This window comes from Pseudomonas sp. HLT2-19-2 (genome assembly GCF_054898005.1).
In genome coordinates, this window is sequence record NZ_CM142712.1 from 3,118,295 (window position 1) to 3,134,859 (window position 16,565).

The 16,565-nt window shown below is 58.0% G+C and carries 15 protein-coding genes and 2 pseudogenes; 7 read left to right on the top strand and 10 right to left on the bottom strand.

The window, feature by feature from the left end; all coding sequences use genetic code 11:
* Positions 1–26: 26 nt before the first annotated feature.
* From ACYZTU_RS14555 to ACYZTU_RS14565, 3 genes are all read right to left on the bottom strand, one after another.
* Entirely contained in the window at positions 27–1,328 is a 1,302-nt protein-coding gene (locus ACYZTU_RS14555; RefSeq protein ID WP_461963727.1) for an NAD(P)/FAD-dependent oxidoreductase, read from the bottom strand.
* Positions 1,325–2,413, bottom strand: a complete 1,089-nt coding sequence (locus ACYZTU_RS14560) for a polyamine ABC transporter substrate-binding protein (protein WP_461963729.1) — start codon at positions 2,411–2,413, stop codon at positions 1,325–1,327. The genes ACYZTU_RS14555 and ACYZTU_RS14560 overlap by 4 nt, the downstream gene beginning before the upstream one ends.
* A 129-nt stretch (positions 2,414–2,542) precedes the next feature.
* Positions 2,543–3,901: a glutamine synthetase family protein gene (locus ACYZTU_RS14565; protein WP_415767545.1), complete on the bottom strand. Its 1,359-nt coding sequence runs from the start codon at positions 3,899–3,901 to the stop codon at positions 2,543–2,545.
* Between the two features lie 161 nt (positions 3,902–4,062).
* Here ACYZTU_RS14565 and ACYZTU_RS14570 point away from each other — a divergent pair, with 161 nt between their 5' ends.
* Positions 4,063–4,965: a helix-turn-helix domain-containing protein gene (locus ACYZTU_RS14570; RefSeq protein ID WP_461963731.1), complete on the top strand. Its 903-nt coding sequence runs from the start codon at positions 4,063–4,065 to the stop codon at positions 4,963–4,965.
* Positions 4,966–4,967: 2 nt separating this feature from the next.
* Here ACYZTU_RS14570 and ACYZTU_RS14575 read toward each other — a convergent pair.
* Positions 4,968–5,557: pseudogene (locus tag ACYZTU_RS14575) on the bottom strand (mechanosensitive ion channel family protein); the annotation flags it as partial.
* Between the two features lie 107 nt (positions 5,558–5,664).
* Here ACYZTU_RS14575 and ACYZTU_RS14580 point away from each other — a divergent pair.
* On the top strand, positions 5,665–6,120 hold the full coding sequence (locus ACYZTU_RS14580) for a hypothetical protein (protein WP_461963734.1): 456 nt from the start codon (positions 5,665–5,667) through the stop codon (positions 6,118–6,120).
* On the opposite strand, the gene ACYZTU_RS14585 is transcribed toward ACYZTU_RS14580, so the two are convergent.
* Genes ACYZTU_RS14585 through ACYZTU_RS14595 form a run of 3 tightly spaced genes read right to left on the bottom strand, consistent with a single transcriptional unit; the run spans position 6,105 to position 9,811 of the window.
* Entirely contained in the window at positions 6,105–7,133 is a 1,029-nt protein-coding gene (locus ACYZTU_RS14585; RefSeq protein WP_461963736.1) for a DUF2955 domain-containing protein, read from the bottom strand. The genes ACYZTU_RS14580 and ACYZTU_RS14585 overlap by 16 nt on opposite strands.
* Entirely contained in the window at positions 7,123–8,262 is a 1,140-nt protein-coding gene (locus tag ACYZTU_RS14590) for an HlyD family secretion protein (protein ID WP_461963738.1), read from the bottom strand. Before ACYZTU_RS14590 ends, ACYZTU_RS14585 begins: the two co-directional genes overlap by 11 nt.
* Entirely contained in the window at positions 8,255–9,811 is a 1,557-nt protein-coding gene (locus ACYZTU_RS14595) for an efflux transporter outer membrane subunit (RefSeq protein ID WP_461963740.1), read from the bottom strand. The genes ACYZTU_RS14590 and ACYZTU_RS14595 overlap by 8 nt, the downstream gene beginning before the upstream one ends.
* A gap of 118 nt (positions 9,812–9,929) precedes the next feature.
* On the opposite strand from ACYZTU_RS14595, the gene ACYZTU_RS14600 reads away from it, so the two are divergent.
* A complete protein-coding gene (locus ACYZTU_RS14600) occupies positions 9,930–10,454 on the top strand; it encodes a transporter suffix domain-containing protein (RefSeq protein WP_461963742.1) in 525 nt (174 codons plus the stop codon).
* Positions 10,455–10,610: 156 nt separating this feature from the next.
* Here the strand turns inward: ACYZTU_RS14600 and ACYZTU_RS14605 are convergent, their stop codons facing one another.
* On the bottom strand, positions 10,611–11,246 hold the full coding sequence (locus tag ACYZTU_RS14605) for a hypothetical protein (protein WP_461971040.1): 636 nt from the start codon (positions 11,244–11,246) through the stop codon (positions 10,611–10,613).
* 328 nt (positions 11,247–11,574) lie between these two features.
* Between ACYZTU_RS14605 and ACYZTU_RS14610 the strand changes: the two genes are divergently transcribed.
* Genes ACYZTU_RS14610 through istB form a run of 4 tightly spaced genes read left to right on the top strand, consistent with a single transcriptional unit; the run spans position 11,575 to position 14,968 of the window.
* Positions 11,575–12,828, top strand: a complete 1,254-nt coding sequence (locus ACYZTU_RS14610; RefSeq protein ID WP_461963744.1) for a tyrosine-type recombinase/integrase — start codon at positions 11,575–11,577, stop codon at positions 12,826–12,828.
* 11 nt (positions 12,829–12,839) lie between these two features.
* Complete coding sequence (locus ACYZTU_RS14615) at positions 12,840–13,100, top strand: hypothetical protein (protein ID WP_461963746.1); 261 nt, start codon at positions 12,840–12,842, stop codon at positions 13,098–13,100.
* 60 nt (positions 13,101–13,160) lie between these two features.
* Complete coding sequence (istA, locus tag ACYZTU_RS14620; protein WP_461963748.1) at positions 13,161–14,183, top strand: IS21 family transposase; 1,023 nt, start codon at positions 13,161–13,163, stop codon at positions 14,181–14,183.
* Positions 14,180–14,968 carry an IS21-like element helper ATPase IstB gene (istB, locus tag ACYZTU_RS14625; RefSeq protein WP_461963750.1) on the top strand — a complete coding sequence of 263 codons (789 nt, stop codon included), beginning with the start codon at positions 14,180–14,182 and terminating at the stop codon, positions 14,966–14,968. Before istA ends, istB begins: the two co-directional genes overlap by 4 nt.
* A 49-nt stretch (positions 14,969–15,017) precedes the next feature.
* Here the strand turns inward: istB and ACYZTU_RS14630 are convergent.
* Together ACYZTU_RS14630 and ACYZTU_RS14635 are read right to left on the bottom strand one after the other, a co-directional pair.
* Positions 15,018–16,135: pseudogene (locus ACYZTU_RS14630) on the bottom strand (DDE-type integrase/transposase/recombinase); the annotation flags it as partial.
* A gap of 99 nt (positions 16,136–16,234) precedes the next feature.
* A complete protein-coding gene (locus ACYZTU_RS14635) occupies positions 16,235–16,465 on the bottom strand; it encodes a PLDc N-terminal domain-containing protein (RefSeq protein WP_461963752.1) in 231 nt (76 codons plus the stop codon).
* Positions 16,466–16,565: the final 100 nt, after the last annotated feature.

A 16,565-nucleotide genomic window follows, 5' to 3' on the forward strand; every position in this document is an offset into this window, starting at 1 on the left:
TAGGGCACCGCGAGGGTGGAGGGCGGTCAGCCCAGCAGTTCACGCAGGCGATACCAGAACATGCCGAGCGCCAGCAGGGGAGAACGCAGCATGGGTCCGCCGGGGAACGTCATGTGCGGCACGGCGCTGAACACGTCAAAGCCCTGACTGTGTCCGGCATGGATCGCTTCGCCCAACAGCTTCGCGCACCAGTGGGTCACGTTCAGGCCATGACCGGAGTAACCCTGGGCGTAAAACACGTTCGGATGCTGGCTCAAGCGCCCGACCTGTGGGAAGCGATTGGCCGAGATGCCGATCTTGCCGCCCCATTGATAGTCGATGCGCACGTTGGCCAGTTGCGGGAAGACCTTGAGCATGTGCGGGCGCATGTAAGCTTCGATGTCCGCCGGATCAAGCCCGGAATAATGGCAGGCCCCGCCGAACAATAAGCGCCGATCTGCCGAGAGCCGGTAGTAATCCAGGCCGACTTTCTGGTCGCAGAGCGCCAGATTCTGCGGGATCAATTGCGCTGCCTGTTCGGGCGTCAACGGCTCGGTGGCGATAATGTAGCTGCCCGCCGGGAGGACCTTGCCGCTCAGTTTCGGTTCGAGCTCGTCCAGGTGCGCGTTGCATGCCAGCACCAGACTGCCGGCGCGCACCGTGCCGCCGGCACAGCGAACCTGCACGGTGCTGCCATGGATCAACTCCAGCACCGGGCTCTGTTCGAAGATCCGTACCCCGAGAGATTCGGCTAGCCGCGCTTCGCCGAGCACCAGGTTGAGCGGATGCAAATGACCCGAGCCCATATCGACGAGACCACCGGCATACACGCCTGAGTTCACCACCTGCTGACGGATCTGCTCCGGCCCGACGAGTCGGGTTTCGTGGGCGTAACCCGATTCGGCAAGGGCTTGCTGCTCAGCCTTGAACGCCGCGAACTGCGCTTTAGTATTGGCCAGTTCACAGAACCCCCATCGCAGGTCGCAATCAATCCCGTGTTCACGAATGCGGTTGCCCACAAGAGCGACCGAGTCGACACCCGCACGCTCAAGGTAACGCACGCCTTCTTCACCGACATGACGGGCAAAACCGCTGACGTCATGGCCGATACCGCGGATCAGTTGCCCGCCGTTACGTCCGCTGGCGCCCCAGCCGATCCGTCGGCCCTCCAGCAGAATCACCGAGAGTCCGCGCTGAGCCAGTTCGATCGCCGTGTTAACGCCGGTAAAGCCACCGCCGATTACACAGACATCGGCTTCAAGATCCGCGGCCAGCGCGGGGTAGGGCGCCATGCCATTGGCCGACGCCGCGTAATAGGAGCGAGCATGTTCATTGCTGTTCTGATTCATTGGTTGGACTTCACTTTGCTCCAGGAACGGGTCATCAAACGCATGATTGCCTGGGGCGGGGTGGTGGAAATGTAGAGCTTGTCGAGGACTGCCTGGGGTGGGTAAACCTCAGGGTTGTTGACCAGCTCAGGGTCCATGTCTTGCTTGGACGCCGGGTTAGGGTTGGCGTAACCGACCGACGCGCTGACCTTGGCAATCACTTGCGGGTCCAGCAAGTAGTTGATGAAGGCGTACGCTTCTTTCTGGTTGCTGGCGTCTGCGGGAACCGCCAACAGGTCGAACCACAAGTTACTGCCTTCCTTGGGAATCGCGTAGGCGATGTTCACGCCGTTCTTGGCTTCCTTGGCCCGGTTCGCGGCCTGGAACACGTCACCCGAGTAACCGAAAGCCACGCAGATGTCGCCGTTGGCCAAATCTGAAACGTACTTCGAGGAGTGGAAGTAGGTGATGTAAGGGCGGATGGTCAACAGCTTGGCTTCGGCTTTTTTGAAGTCTTCAGGATTTTCGCTACGCGGGTCCATGCCCATGTAATTGAGAACGGCGGGGAACACTTCATCGGCCGAATCCATCATCGACACACCGCACTGACTGAGTTTCTTCAGATTCTCGGGTTCGAAAAACACTGCCCAGGAGTCGATGCGATCGATGCCCAGGACCTGCTTGACCTTGTCGACGTTGTAGCCAATGCCGTTGGTGCCCCACAGGTACGGAACCGAGTGTTCGTTACCCGGATCGTTTTTCTCCAACAACGCCAACAGTTTCGGGTCGAGGTTTTCAAAGTTGGGCAGCTGCGAACGATCAAGCTTCAGGAACGCGCCGGCTTTCACCTGGCGGGCGAGGAAGTGGTTGGACGGCACCACCACGTCATACCCCGTGCGGCCGGCGAGCAATTTGCCCTCCAGGGTTTCGTTGGAGTCGAACACGTCGTAGATCACCTTGATCCCGGTTTTCGCCTGGAAGTCGACGAGGGTGGTCTCGCCAATGTAATCGGTCCAGTTGTAGACGCTGACCGTTGGCTCAGCCTGCGCAACGGCGCTGAACAACAACGCCAGTGCGACCGGAACCACGGGTTTCAATAGACGCATATCGACACCTCTTTGAATGATCGTTCCCACGCTCTGCGTGGGAATGCAGCCCGGGACGCTCTGCGTCCCAAAACGGACGCGGAGCGTCCGGTGAGGCGTTCCCACGCAGAGCGTGGGAACGATCAAGTGCTAGACGCTGAGCAGCAGAAACTCACGCTCCCACGAGCTGATCACGCGCTTGAAGTTCTCATGTTCGGCGCGCTTGACTGCCACGTATCCGCGGACGAATTTGCTGCCCAGATAGCGCCCGACGGTTTCGCACTCCTCCATCTGCGTCAGAGCGTCTTCGATGGTGATCGGCAGGCGCAGGTTGCGCCGTTCATAGGCGCGACCTTGCACCGCAGCGCTGGGCTCGATGCGCTCGACCATGCCCAGGTAACCGCACAACAGGCTCGCGGCGATGGCCAGATAAGGGTTGGCGTCGGCCCCCGGCAAACGGTTTTCCACGCGCATCGCGTCTGGCGTGGAGGTCGGCACGCGCAGGCCCACGGTACGGTTTTCTTCGCCCCATTCGACGTTCACCGGCGCCGAAGTGTCCGGCAAAAAGCGACGGAACGAATTGACGTTGGGCGCGAACATCGGCAGCACTTTGGGAATGTATTTTTGCAGGCCACCGATGTGGTGCAGGAACAGTTCGCTCATCTGCCCGTCGGCATCGGCAAAGATCGGCTGGCCGGTGGCGATGTCCACGACGCTCTGGTGGATATGCATGGCGCTGCCGGGCTCATCGCCAATCGGTTTGGCCATGAAGGTCGCGGTGACGTTGTGCTTGAGGGCCGCCTCGCGCAGGGTTCGCTTGAATACGGTGATCTGGTCGGCCAGGTCCAGTGCGTCGCCATGACGGAAGTTGATTTCCATCTGCGCCGGGCCGTCCTCGTGGATCAAGGTATCGAGGTCCAGACCCTGAAGTTCGCACCAGTCGTAAACGTCTTCAAACAGCGGGTCGAATTCGTTGGCGGCGTCGATGGAAAACGATTGACGACCACTTTCCGCACGCCCCGAACGACCCAGCGGCGCCTTGAGCGGCAAGTCCGGATCTTCGCAGCGCTGGGTCAGGTAGAACTCCATTTCCGGCGCGACAATTGGCCGCCAGCCTTTGTCGGTGTACAGCTGCAGGACTTTCTTCAGTACGTTGCGCGGCGACAGCTCGATCGGGTTGCCGAACTTGTCGAAGGTGTCGTGAATCACGATAGCGGTGGGTTCGATGGCCCATGGAATCACGTAAACCGCGTCGGAAACGGGCTTGCAAACCATGTCGATGTCAGCGGGGTCGAGCAGGTCGTAGTAGATGTCATCGTCGACAAAGTCCCCGGTTACCGTTTGCAACAGCACACTTTCCGGCAGGCGCATGCCTCGCTCATGCAGGAACTTGTTGGTGGGTGCAATTTTGCCGCGTGCAATGCCGGTCAAGTCGCTGACCACACACTCGACTTCGGTAATTTTGTGATCTTTCAGCCACGTGAGCAGCTGATCGAAAGGGACATTCATAAAGACCTCGTTATTGGTTTTATTAACGCCGGGGAGGCTGGTTTCATCCACCACACACTTCCCCTATGGCGCGTTGACGACTATCTTGGGCGAGCCTTGACGTTCTATCTATCCACTTTCAGCAGCACCAAAACGCACCAAACGAGTGCGTAAGGTCACCCATGACAACGTGCAATCCCTTACAAGTCCAAGCGTTCAACACCGCCAACGTGGCCGAGCAAATCCGCGCCACACCGGGTTGGGTACAGCATTATCAGCAAATGTCGCCGGGACATTTCGCAGGGAGGGTGCGCTATCTGGACCTGCAAGGCGTGGAGATTTACGAGGAACACATGAACACGCGGGTCGAACAGAATTTCAGCGCCCCTGAAGGCTCGCTGGCGTTCTGTTTCGATCGCAGCGACAACGCGCTTTACGTGTTGAATGGTGAGAGCCGCAACATCTGGATCACCCCGGAGAACTACCAGGAAATCGCCGTGGTGTTCGGTCCGGCGTTCGTTCAGCGTCACGGTCTGAATGTGGCCAGGCTCGAAGGCCTGTTCATGGTGCCACTGAACTCGGGACAGAACGCGCTGTTCAGTCGCTGGCTTAGCGGCACGTTGACCCGACTGACGCAGACGCTCGATCCGCCGAGCAAGGAGGCGTTGACCCAGCAGTTGCTGGAAGACTGCCTGTACATCCTCGACAACGCGTGTGTTTGCCTTGATCGCGGAGGTCTACAGCGCCGCACCGAAGAGCGATCGGTGATGAAGCGCATCGGTGAATGGGCGGCCGATGCCCCGGAAGAAACCCTGAACCTGCTGGAGCTTTCTCAGGTCGCCGAGGTGTCACTGCGGCAGTTGCAGCATGCGTTCAAGGCTTATACCGGGATGACCCCGACCCATTGGCTGCGCTTGCGTCGACTCAACAGTGCGCGCCGAGAATTGCTCAGCCGTACAGCGATGGAGACTACCGTTGCCGAAGTCGCGATGCATTGGTCGTTCTGGCATTTAGGAAGATTTTCCAGCAGTTATCGGGCGTTATTTAAGGAATTGCCGAGTGAAACGCTGAAGCGCAGTCGTTAATGTCATGGTGCAGGGGCAGGCTTGGCCAATTCGATGCCGGCCGCACTCAATCGCTTCAGGATCTCAAAGAGCAGGTCGCTCTTGGTCGTACTGACAATCCTTGGACTGCTGACATACCCGGTGATGGTTAATGTGATGCCTTCAGGGCTCAGATTGCTGAATCGAACAACGGGGGCGGGTTTGTCGAGGATGGTTTCATGTTCGCAATAGGCGGTGTACAGCAGGGTTCTGACTTGCTCGGGGTCGATATCCAGAGGGAACACCAGTTCGAGTGTCGCCACTCCTTGGGCGCTACCGCCCAAGGTCACATTGCGCAGGTTTTGGGAAATCAGCTGGGAGTTGGGGACGATCACGATCGAGCGATCACTGAGCTGTATCTCGGTGGCCCTGACATTGACCCGATATTACTGAACAGGGTGCTCAACGACGCACCCATGCCGGGGTCCATGTCGGTTTTCGGCAGGAACTCGTTATCCAGCCATCTGCGCAGCGATCGAATCAGATAAATACCGATCAACAGTGCCAGGAGCGCATTCAGCAGATTTCCCGGGATGATATTCAACTTGCGCAAGCCATCGCCGCCGAGGATCGCTGCCCTGGCGAAGTGAGAGGAGAGGAGGGGTGATCTACAATCTTCTGCGTTGAGCTCGATTCAGAATAACGGTGTGTGGAGTAGCAAGGGCTCTTTAGGAGGTCATCATGAGAACGTTGTCGTCAATTAGCCTGTGCATTGCACTGTCGGTTTCCTCGATCCAGGGGTGGGCGGAAACGGTCGTGCCGATGAAAGGGCAGAGTTCGCAACAAACCCAAGAGGACATCACCGATTGCCACAACATCGCGGCCAGTCAGAGCGCCTCGACTGCACCGCCTCCTGCCGGTGGAAGACTGAAGGGAGCCGCTGTAGGCGCTGCCGCAGGGGCTGCGGGCGCGCAGGTGCGCGGCCGTCAGCATGACGAGTTTTATGATCGCGTCGATGATGACGTGAAGCAGGACTATCGCCAGAACCAGGCAAAAGGGACGGCGGCAGCGGGCGCGGTGGTAGGTGGCTCGCGCCAGCGTCAGGAACGCCGGGCGCAGCACAAAACCAGTGCTGCGACCAGTTCAACGGCCTATACCAGTTGCCTGCAAGGGAAGGGGTATCAGGTTAATCCTTGAGCATTTTTGGGCTGACGCTGATCGAGCAAATGCACCATCAAGTCGGCATACAGCGTCACAACGATGAACAGCCCCATACGCACGGCGAAGGCCGTGTAAACGTCCTTGCCCGCCGCGCTGTCCTGAACCGACTGACCCAACAAAATAATCATCGTGATCAGGCTGTTGAGCCAGAACCCAGGGCTCAACCGAGTGGGGCTCAGGCCATACAGCTTGCGCGCCAGCACCAGGCCAAACAGCAGCATCCACAAAAAGAACATCCACAGATGTACAAACAGGCTGAGGGCACACCAGAACAGAATGGCCAGCAAGCCACCGAGCAACGTTGAGCCGACCAGTTCACGGCCGGCATGGCGTGTGGTCGTCGTCGAGCTTTGCTGACCCAGGCTGACCGCCTTCAAGATGATCGGCAGATAACTGGCCGGATCGATCAGCGCCAGCAGGAATGTCGGCAGCACGATCAGGGTGGCACGCAGAGCCACTCGACCGACTTCTTCGTCCGGTAGAACTGGAGGGGGTGGTGGTGACGGGGCATTGATCGGCTCGGGAAACAGCCAATGACTGAGTGCCAGCACTACGACGGCCAGGAGCAATCCCTTGACCAACGCACCGATGACCATCGCGGCCAAATCAAAATCCGCCACACCGGCCGAAGAGATCATGGTCAGGCCAATCACTAAAAAAGTGACGATCAGGTTGTTACCGCCACGCAGTCCAAAACGAAAAGCCAGGAACAGACTGGCGCCGATCAGCAGCACACCGCTGACGGGGTAGTAACGCAGGATCGGAATCAGCAGCAAGCCGTTGCCGGTCGTCAACATCGCCACCAGTGCGAGTACTAATGCGGCCTTGAAGGGCAGCGCACGATTGAGCGTGGCCAGCAGCAGCAAGCACAGCACTGGCGCGATAAACGGGATCGGCAAACCCAGGCCGAAACTGGTCGCCAGGCACAACGCCGTGCCGGTGGCGATGCGTAGTGCGCGTTGAGCCTGGGGTGTGCGTTCAGTAGGCATAGGACAGCCAACTCATCAGTCCCAGGAACACGCGACCAAGCGGGTTGAGCGGGTTGCCCTGGGTGGGGAAGGCCATGACTTCGGCCTGCCCTCCGGCACGGATGGCGCGACTGTCACGCAGTGTGTTCATTGAGTCTTGGGAAAACTCGATGATTACCGGGAAGCGCTGGGCCGGACGCAGCCAGTCACGACTGTTCTGCACACTGGGCAGGGTGCCGGCCGCGGGCGTCTGGCCCACGCTGACGCCGTAACCGACACTGCGCACGCGGCCCTCGAAAATCTGGCCTGGCAACGCATCCAGCGCAATCGCCACCGCAGTATCGGGCTTCACCAGACCGAGATTGTTCTCGGTCATGTCCGCACTGATCCACACATCGCGGATGGCGATCAGGGTCATGACCGGGCTACCGGCCGCTGCGAATTGCCCAACGTCAGTGCGCAGGTCCGTGATCAGGCCGGCCGAGCGCGCGCGAATCTGCGTATTGGCCAAGTCCAGTTCGGCTTTTGAGAGTGCCGTGGCGGCGCTGCGCAGCAGGGCGTTCTCTTCGTCGCTGCCACCTTCCTGCTCTTGCGCACGCAGAACTTCGGCACGGGCGGCGGCCACTTGGCTGACCGCCTGTTCATGGTTGGCGCGGGACACTTCAAGCAGGCGCACCGATACGGTACCCGGGTCTTCGCGATACAAACTTTCAAGACGCTGATTGTCCTGCCGGGCCTTGCGTTCGTTGGCCTGAGCAGCACGCAACGACGCTTGCGCCGACGCGATTCCAGCAGTGCTGGCACCGATCTGCCGGCGTGTCGACTCAAGGTCAGCGCGCGCGCGATCGACGGCAATCTGATAGGGCTGAGAGTCCACCTCAAAAAGCACTTCGCCGGCCTTGACGTCCTGGTTGTTACGCACGTTTACACGGGTCACTCGGGCTGCCACTTCCGCGGCCACCGGAATCACAAAGGCACCCACCCGTGCCTGCTGCGTATAGGGTGTGAAGCGGTCCGCCAACAGGTACCAGGCCAGGCTCAGGATGATCAATAGCAACACCCACTTGATGCCTTTTTTGGCCGAGTCGGGGGCCGGCGCTGGCGCCTTGGAGGAGGGCGCGTCGGGGGAAAGCTGCGCGGCTTCACTCATCTTTTCTTACCTTCTGTGGGATGGGAAAGGCTGGCTGCGCAGCGGTAGGCTCATTCATCAGATCGCCCCAGTCCGTGCGTTTTTCCATCTGCTTGCGGGTAAGGTAGTCAACGTTCGGCTGGGAGCTGTACCAACCGCCGCCCAGGGATTTGTACAGCGCAATCACATTGCTCACCGCGTTGCTGCGAGCGATCAAGTAGTTGTCCTGCTGTTCGAGCAGCACGCGCTGCGCATCCAGCACCCGCTGGAAGTCCGAATACCCCTCGCGGTACAGCGAACTGGCCAACACCAGCGAGCGCTTGGCTGCCACTTCGGCCTCACGCAGGATTCGTTCACGCTCCAGTGATTTGATCAGGCCGCTGGCGGCGTCGTCAGCCTCACGTGCAGCCTGACGAACCTTGTCGCGGTAGGCCTCGATCAGTTGCTGCAAACGGGCATCCTGAACGCGCAGGTTGTTGCTGATCTGGCCGTGGTCGAACAGGTTCCAGCGCAGACTGGGGCCGCCGATCAAGTCCAGGCTTTTGGAAGTACCCTTCAGCGTGTCGGCCGACCAGACGATACTGCCCAACAAGGTCAGTGACGGGTAGTAATCGCTTTCGGCCACGCCGATCAGCGCCGACTGGGCCGCGACATTGAGCTCGGCGGCGCGCACGTCGGGCCGACGCAGCAGCAGATTGGCCGGTACTTCCTGCAACACGGCACGGTCGACCAGCGGGATCAATCCTTCATTTTCCAACAGCAGCGGCAGAGCGCCGGGCGGCTGACCGATCAACACGGCCAACGCATTGCGGGTGCGCAACAACTGGTCTTCGAGATTGGGGATAGTGCTCAGCGTGCCCAGGTACTGGGTCTTGGCTTGTTGCAGGTCGAGCTCGGCAGTCTGACCGCTGTTGAACAACTTCTCGGTGATCTCGAAGCTGCGCTTTTGCTGCCTGGCGTTTTCCCGGGCGACGCGCAAACGCGCTTCGGTGGTGCGCAGCGAGAAGTAGGTGTCGGCCACTTGCGCCCGCAACAGCACGAGCACGTCTTCATAGTTGGCCTGGGCGGCGAAGTAACTGGCATCGGACGACTCGATGGCGCGACTGAAGCGTCCCCAGAAGTCCAGCTCCCAGCCAATGTCAAAACCGGCACTGTATTGCCAGAAATGGCTGTTCTGCGGATTGATGCCGCCCGTTTGTTTTCGATTGAAGTACAGACTATCGACGCTGGCCTGCTGCAGTTGCGGATAATGCCCGCTTTGGGCGATGCCCAGCTGGGCACGGGCTTCCATCACGTGCAGGCCGGCGATCTTAAGGCTGGCGTTGTGAGCATCCGAGTCGGCAATCAGTTGGTCGAGAACCGGATCGGCGAAGACTTGCCACCACTGACGCATGTCCGGGTTAAGCCCGCGTTGGCTGGATTGTTCAAGGGCAGGGGTGTTCCAGTGCTTGACCCATTCTTCGCCGGGCGACTGGAAGTCCGGGCCCAGCCGTACGCAACCACTGATGCCAAATACACCCAGCAGCAGGAGCTGGCCTGGCCGATTCAGCAGGGGTCTACTTGGATGCATTACGCATTTCCCGACCAACGACGATCACTGGAGCATAGCCGCCCGAATGGGCGAACGGCTGCTACGCTTTTCAAGCCTCTTCACATCTCCTGCGACCGGCCAAAAAGGTACGACGATCATGAATACCACTCAGGGTAGTGTTGAACCCGATTCAGCCGGCTGGCGCTTCAAAATGGGAATAGCCATAATCTGCTTGATGTTGGGGTCCTGGCTGATGGTGCCTGTCGCAGCAGCGGCCGGTGTACCTGGCTCAAAGATCGCTGCGCTGACCGGCGTGCTGTTCATCAGCAACAAGGTCCTGCTGATTCTTGTCATCACCATCATGGGCAAGTCGGGCTTCCAGCAACTCAAACGCAACGTGTTCGGTTACGTGTCCACACTCGCGCCCAAACCCGATCTTGAAGTGGGGCCGGTTCGTCATAGAATCGGCATCGTCATGTTTTGTTTGCCGCTGATCTCATCCCTTCTTGAACCCTACATCGACAGCCTTTGGCCTGGACTCAGGCCCAACCTCTGGCAGCTTCAAGCGTTGGGCGACGCAATGCTGATCGGCAGCTTTTTTGTGCTGGGGGGGGATTTCTGGGAGAAGGTGCGCGCCTTGTTTATTCGCACCGCTCGTGTTGCAAACACGAGTGGGGTGTGAACAAAAATTATCGACATAGCGGCTGTGGGCGAGGGCAATACCGTGCGTCCCGGCACTAAATAGCTAGCTCTACTAAAGAGCTATTTAGATTAGTTATAATTTTTCGTGATATAAAAACGAGAGCAGGGAACAGCTAATAGGTTCCCTGCAACTCAATCACTTACCGAAAAGACGCTCATGCACCCAACCGTTGTTGGTCAGAATCATGGCTCGCGTTTCTTTGATGGGAGTCTTCTCGCTGGCAACCACTGGCGCCAGGCCACGAATGGTAGCTACGACCGCCTCGTTACGAGCCCAATCCGGTAGATCATGGACCTTAAAGGAGTAAGTCACCCGAGAGATCTTTTGACCCATCATATCGCCAGGCTCGCTGAATTGATCAACACTGACAACCTGAGCCTTACCCACACAAAGGCCGCCTGCGGTGGTTCCGTTCATGAGTTTTTGCGCGTCGTTCTTGTAGAACTTGCGACCTTCATCAGTTAGATCGAACGAGTAACGAATGTCGGTTCGTTGTTCTTGCCAGAGGCTTTTGGGAATCTCTTTGCGAGACAATTCGACTTCTTTGATGATGCCGACCTGGGCCAGAGCATGCAGGACCTTGTTGTTGCCGGTAATGTCAAAGTCCTTGGTTTCAGTCGGGAACTCAGTGACCACGAAGCACTGAGGGTACTGAGTGTCCAAATAAGACTGAGCAGCTTTTTCGAAGTTTTCTTCGTTGGCTTTCTTGGGGTCGGAGCAGCCGGTCAGCGCTGCGAGCAGAATTGTCAGAGATACAATCTTCCTGTCCATCACGTACGTCCTTGATTGCTTAATACGAACGCCATCCGACTGAGTAGCCGTCAAATGCCGGAGACGGATTAGATGCGATCAGCCGTGAGCAATGCAACTGAAAACAGGGCTGATTTTCGAGAAACGCTGCGCTCAATCGGACCGCCGAGGCCCCCACGTAAGAATACGAAGGTTCGCATAATGTATATTATGTTAAACCATATGCCATGTTAGAAATGTTCATGAGGCTCGTAAGGCACTGATTCGACAAACTCGCTTCTGGCGTCCACTCTCTCAACGGGCCATGTACTTCGTGTTCATGGCGAGTCATTGAATGAGGTTGCTGCCGATGAAGCTGATTCAATGCCGTTTCTCTTCAGGTCAGCGTGTACCGCTGCTCGTGCAGACTGGAGATGCGGCGCCGTTGCCCATACTTGTCCCGTTCATCTACGTTCAACTCAAGTTAAGGTACCGCGCTTACAACACTACTGCGGCACATGTGCGCGCGATCCAGGCTTTCTACAGCTATGCCAAAAGCCGTGACCTCAATATTGATGACGCCATCTTGGCCTGCCACTTCGAGTCGATTCTGGCTTTACTGGACGGTTACGCCATCTGGCTCCAAAGCGGCCGTCAAGCCGACAACCTGGTCGCCCGAATCGGCAAAGCGGAAACGGCACCTTTTCCGCAGATCGATCCGCGTACCCGTGACCAGTACCTGCGGTTGCTAAAGCAGTATCTGTCCTGGTGTGTCACCCGTTACATCCCGCGCGCCCGTCAGAACTCAACCACCCTGGCTAACATCAAGGTGGTATTTGCAGATGTCGCCGACGTCATTGAACGGCGCTTTGAGAGCCATATCATCAATGCTCGGCCGGACCGCACTCGTTACCGAAGCCTGACAGATACTCAACTCGAGATCATTCGCACACTGATTCGCCCGGGCGACGCAGAGAATCCGTTTCCGGAACGACTGCAGTTGCGCAATTGGCTAATGATTGAATTGCTGCTGGAGACTGGTATCCGTCGCGGAGAGCTTCTGAAGCTCTACACCACGGATATCAATCAGGGTTCTCAGCATGCATATGTCAGCATCAATGATCGCGAACATGACCCGGACGACCCGCGCGCTGAAGAGCCTGCGCTGAAAACACACGGACGTACGGTAGGTATCTCCGCGCAGTTGTATGAGGTCTACGTGCGCTATATCCAGGGCGAACGGCGCCTCATACGTAATGGCAGACCAATGAAATTGCTGTACCACTATTTGTTCATCTCTGACCGAGGTCGCCCGCTGTCGATCCGCGCGTTGTCTAACGTCCTTGATCGGCTGTTTCTGACCATTGAACTGGCTCATCCGGGGTTGTTGTCTACACTTTCCGCGCATGACTTTCGCCACACCTTTGCCGACCGGTTTTTGGCTTACCTGGTCGAGAAGCGTGGGTATGACCTCGAGCGGGCCACGGACGAACTCCGGCGAGTCTGCGGTTGGTCTGACACTTCGACGATGCCACGTCGTTATGCAAGTCGTTATCTAGCCGAGTCGGCCAACCTCCACAACGCCCAGCGTGCCTCGGCAGCCTGGAGCCGACTTGACAGTTAAGGAGGTTCGCCGTGACCAAATCAGCCGATCAAGAACACGCTTTACCCTCCTCCTCTTTTCCGGCCTACGTGTTCGAGGGCCCGGCTCAGGTTGCGATTCGAACTCGCACTAATGACCAGCCAAGATACGTCGATACTCGATTGAGCGTTTGGACGTGGTACGACGGCGGAACGGCTATGAAAATAGATTGGGCTGCGCTCCACCTGAATCCTAACCTCATGCAAATCGCCAAAGCGTTCGTGGCCTATGTGTCAGTACCGATGCAAAACTGACCCACCCTACCGGTTGAAAACTGACCCACTTGGGCAAAATGCAGCTTTTGCGAGCTGCCCATGCTGTCCCAGGAGCAACACGTGGAAATCAGTGTTCTTATTCGTCAGGGTTTGTCTATTCGGGCCATCGCCCGGCAGATGGGCTGCTCTCGCAATACCATTCGACGCCACCTCAAATTACAGGCCCAGCGCCAGCCCGTCGTCTATGGCCCGCGCGCGCAGCGCGTGGGCAAGCTTGTGCCTTTCGAGGCCTATCTGCGCCAGCGCGTAGAAGCCGCTCGACCCCATTGGATTCCCGCCATCGTGCTGTTGAGGGAGATCCGCGAACAGGGTTACGAAGGTGGGTACTCAATCCTCACCAGCTTTCTGTTGACCTTGAAATCCAAGGCAAACGAAGCCGTCGTTCGCTTTGAAACCGAGCCCGGTGAGCAGATGCAGGTGGACTTCACCGTCATTCGGCGTGGCCGCGATCCGTTGTTGGCATTCGTTGCAACGTTGGGCTGGAGCCGTGCGACCTACGTCGTTTTCTCCCGTCGCGAAGACTCCGCAGCCTGGTGTTCCGGTATCGAAAAGGCGCTGCGTTTCTTCGGCGGTACGCCGCGAAAGCTACTCTTCGACAACGCCAAAACCATCATCCAGGAACGCGATGTTTATGGCCCCGGTCAGCACCGCTGGAATCCTGCGCTATTGAATTTGGCAGAGCGCTACGGCTTCACACCGAAAGTCTGCCGGCCTTATCGGGCGCAGACCAAGGGCAAGGTCGAGCGCTTCAACCACTACCTGAAAAACAGCTTCGTAGTGCCACTGGCCGCGTCACTTAACCAGGTCAACTTGCTGTTGGACGTTGAGGTCGCGAACAGCAAGATCGGCCCTTGGTTGATGGAGGTCGCCAACGCCCGAACACATGCGACGACGGGCGAAATACCGCAACACCGACTGGATACCGAAGTGCACCACTTGTTGCCCCTGCCAGAGATCCAAGGGGTTGCGAGCAGCATGATTTCGGTCGTCCAACCCATGCCGGTGGAAAGCTTGCAGCATCCGCTTTCGGTCTATCAGGCACTGCTTGAGGTACGTCCATGAACCTTCAACATCTGCGCATCGAGTCTCTTTGCCAACAGTTCAAGCTGGACACTTTTGCGACGGACTGGCCGGCACTGGCCCAGCAAGCGGCCGAAAAAGAAACGAGCTATGCCGACTTCCTGGAACAGCTTCTGCTGAGCGAGGATCGCGCTCGAAACGAGCGGCGGCGGCAAGCGCTGCTGCAACAGTCCGGGCTGCCGGCGGTAAAAACGGTTGAACAATACGACTTCAAATTCGCCAGCGGCGCGCCGCAAAGCCAGATCCTGGAACTGGCCGGGCTGGCCTTCATCGAGCGTAAGGAAAACGTCGTGCTGCTGGGGCCTTCGGGCGTTGGCAAAACACACTTGGCCAGCGCTCTGGCTTATCGGGCGATCATGGCAGGCATTTCGACCCGATTCATCTCCGCCGCCGACCTGACTTTGCAACTCGTCGCCGCGCACCATCAAGGGCGCCTGGCTCAGTATTTCAGTCGCGTTGTTCAACGCTCGAAACTGCTGGTGATTGATGAGATCGGCTATTTGCCGTTCGGCCGTGACGAAGCCAACTTGTTCTTCAACGTGATCGCCAAACGGTACGAACATGGCAGCTTGGTGCTGACCAGCAACTTGCCGTTCAGCCAGTGGGCAACGACCTTCGCGGACGACTCGACACTGACCGCTGCGCTGCTGGATCGGCTTCTGCACCATGCGCATATCGTCCAGGTCAGCGGACAGAGTTATCGACTGAAGGACAAGCTGAAATCAGGTAAGGTGGTGCCGAGAGAAACGGCCTCGCCACAGAAATAAACAGACCTCAAACACCGCCGGGGTGGGTCAGTTTTCAACCGGTGTTGACACTTAACAGCGTCACCGGTTTCATCGGCGCGCCATTGTCTGAGTGCAACACCAACGGCTCGTGCAAACACAGCTCACCGATCACGATGCGTTGCAGCAAAGCCGCCGCTTTTTCGCCGCTTTCCTCCTCGTAAACCTCCCAGCCCACCGCCTTGCGGCTGTAAATGTCTTCGATCAAATACAGGTAGTAGAACTTGCCGCGTATCGGCGATGGCAGATACGTGATGTCCCACGACCACACCTGATTAGGCCCTTGGGCTGCATGCGTTGTCGGTACTGCGTAACGCCGAGGTCGCTGGCTACGACCGCGATGCTGTTGCTGACCCGCCGCTCGCAAGACGCGATAAAACGTCGCCTCCGACGCCAGATAGCGCCCCTCGTCAGCCAGGCGCGGTACGATCTGGCTTGGCGGCAGATGGGCATACGTAGGGTTGTTCCACAGCGTCACGATGGCTTGCCGTTCAATCTCACTCAAGGCGTTGCGCGGCGTAGGCCGCACGGTGGTAGTACGGGCATCGGCTTGAAGCTCCTGCGTCCCCATCCATCGCTGCAAGGTTCTGAGCGAGAGCCCCACTTCCTGGCACGCCATGACTTTTCGAGCCCCGGCCAAGATGGCTTCGATCAACCAGGCCACCAGCAATTGCCGTTCCGGCAAAGAGGTCAACTGTCCTCGTTGTCGAGCCCCCAGTAATCGTTGAGCTTTTTTCGCAGCACCAACAACGCGGCGGTCTCGGCCAGCGCCTTGTCTTTGCGGCGCAGTTCACGCTCAAGTTCCTGGATGCGCTTCTTGTCTTTTCGCGTTTGTTCGCGGTCGTCTTTTTGCTGGGCCTTTTCAGACTTCTGACCACTAATAAACGACTGTCGCCAAGTGGCGATCTGCTCGGGATAAAGTCCTTTGCGTCGGCAATACTCGCCCAAGTCGATTTCTGACAAACCGGCGGCTTCAAGGACGACGGCGAACTTGGTTTCGGCTGTCCAGTTCTCTGATGGTTGCTTGGATTCGGACACTACATTCCCTTCGGATCTGGCTTGTTTACGCCAGTTGGACAACGACATTTCGCTGACTCCTTCCCGCCGGGAAACTTCGACCATCGTCAGGCTCAGCGGGGGAAGCAGCATCTTGAGTAATGCGGCTCTACGTTCAGGTGAATAGTACGGCACGAGTAGTCTCTTTCAGCCCCCGATATGCTTTTTCAGGAAAAATCGGAGAGGCGACAACTATCCTGACACCGGGGGGTTGTGCTCGGGTGATGACGACCCTTTTTGAATCCCTAGCGGCCCAGCGGCTCCCCAAAAGGCGAGGCCAAGCATTGGTAACAGCAAGATCACTGCCGACCACACGCCTTTAATGGCTGGAGAGTTTTCGCTACTCAGAACACCGTGGAGGGCCCATAGATCCAACAACAGCACTATCCCTGCTCCACCGATCCAGAAATATTCTCTATGCATGATGCGCCACCTCGTCGATAGACCATTATGCGCGCAGGTAGCGCGGGGCTCATTGAGTTCGATAGTCGCTGTTGCGCCGAAAAACGTACAGGATCGACGA

Bases quoted from the DNA above. Each gene is read 5' to 3' on its own strand.
- ACYZTU_RS14600 (WP_461963742.1), top strand. From the start codon at position 9,930: ATGAATACCACTCAGGGTAGTGTTGAACCCGATTCAGCCGGCTGGCGC.
- ACYZTU_RS14590 (WP_461963738.1), bottom strand. From the start codon at position 8,262: ATGAGTGAAGCCGCGCAGCTTTCCCCCGACGCGCCCTCCTCCAAGGCG.
- ACYZTU_RS14560 (WP_461963729.1), bottom strand. From the start codon at position 2,413: ATGCGTCTATTGAAACCCGTGGTTCCGGTCGCACTGGCGTTGTTGTTC.
- ACYZTU_RS14555 (WP_461963727.1), bottom strand. From the start codon at position 1,328: ATGAATCAGAACAGCAATGAACATGCTCGCTCCTATTACGCGGCGTCG.
- ACYZTU_RS14570 (WP_461963731.1), top strand. From the start codon at position 4,063: ATGACAACGTGCAATCCCTTACAAGTCCAAGCGTTCAACACCGCCAAC.
- istB (WP_461963750.1), top strand. From the start codon at position 14,180: ATGAACCTTCAACATCTGCGCATCGAGTCTCTTTGCCAACAGTTCAAG.
- ACYZTU_RS14585 (WP_461963736.1), bottom strand. From the start codon at position 7,133: ATGCCTACTGAACGCACACCCCAGGCTCAACGCGCACTACGCATCGCC.
- ACYZTU_RS14580 (WP_461963734.1), top strand. From the start codon at position 5,665: ATGAGAACGTTGTCGTCAATTAGCCTGTGCATTGCACTGTCGGTTTCC.
- ACYZTU_RS14595 (WP_461963740.1), bottom strand. From the start codon at position 9,811: ATGCATCCAAGTAGACCCCTGCTGAATCGGCCAGGCCAGCTCCTGCTG.
- istA (WP_461963748.1), top strand. From the start codon at position 13,161: ATGCTGTCCCAGGAGCAACACGTGGAAATCAGTGTTCTTATTCGTCAG.
- ACYZTU_RS14635 (WP_461963752.1), bottom strand. From the start codon at position 16,465: ATGCATAGAGAATATTTCTGGATCGGTGGAGCAGGGATAGTGCTGTTG.
- ACYZTU_RS14605 (WP_461971040.1), bottom strand. From the start codon at position 11,246: ATGGACAGGAAGATTGTATCTCTGACAATTCTGCTCGCAGCGCTGACC.
- ACYZTU_RS14565 (WP_415767545.1), bottom strand. From the start codon at position 3,901: ATGAATGTCCCTTTCGATCAGCTGCTCACGTGGCTGAAAGATCACAAA.
- ACYZTU_RS14610 (WP_461963744.1), top strand. From the start codon at position 11,575: ATGAAGCTGATTCAATGCCGTTTCTCTTCAGGTCAGCGTGTACCGCTG.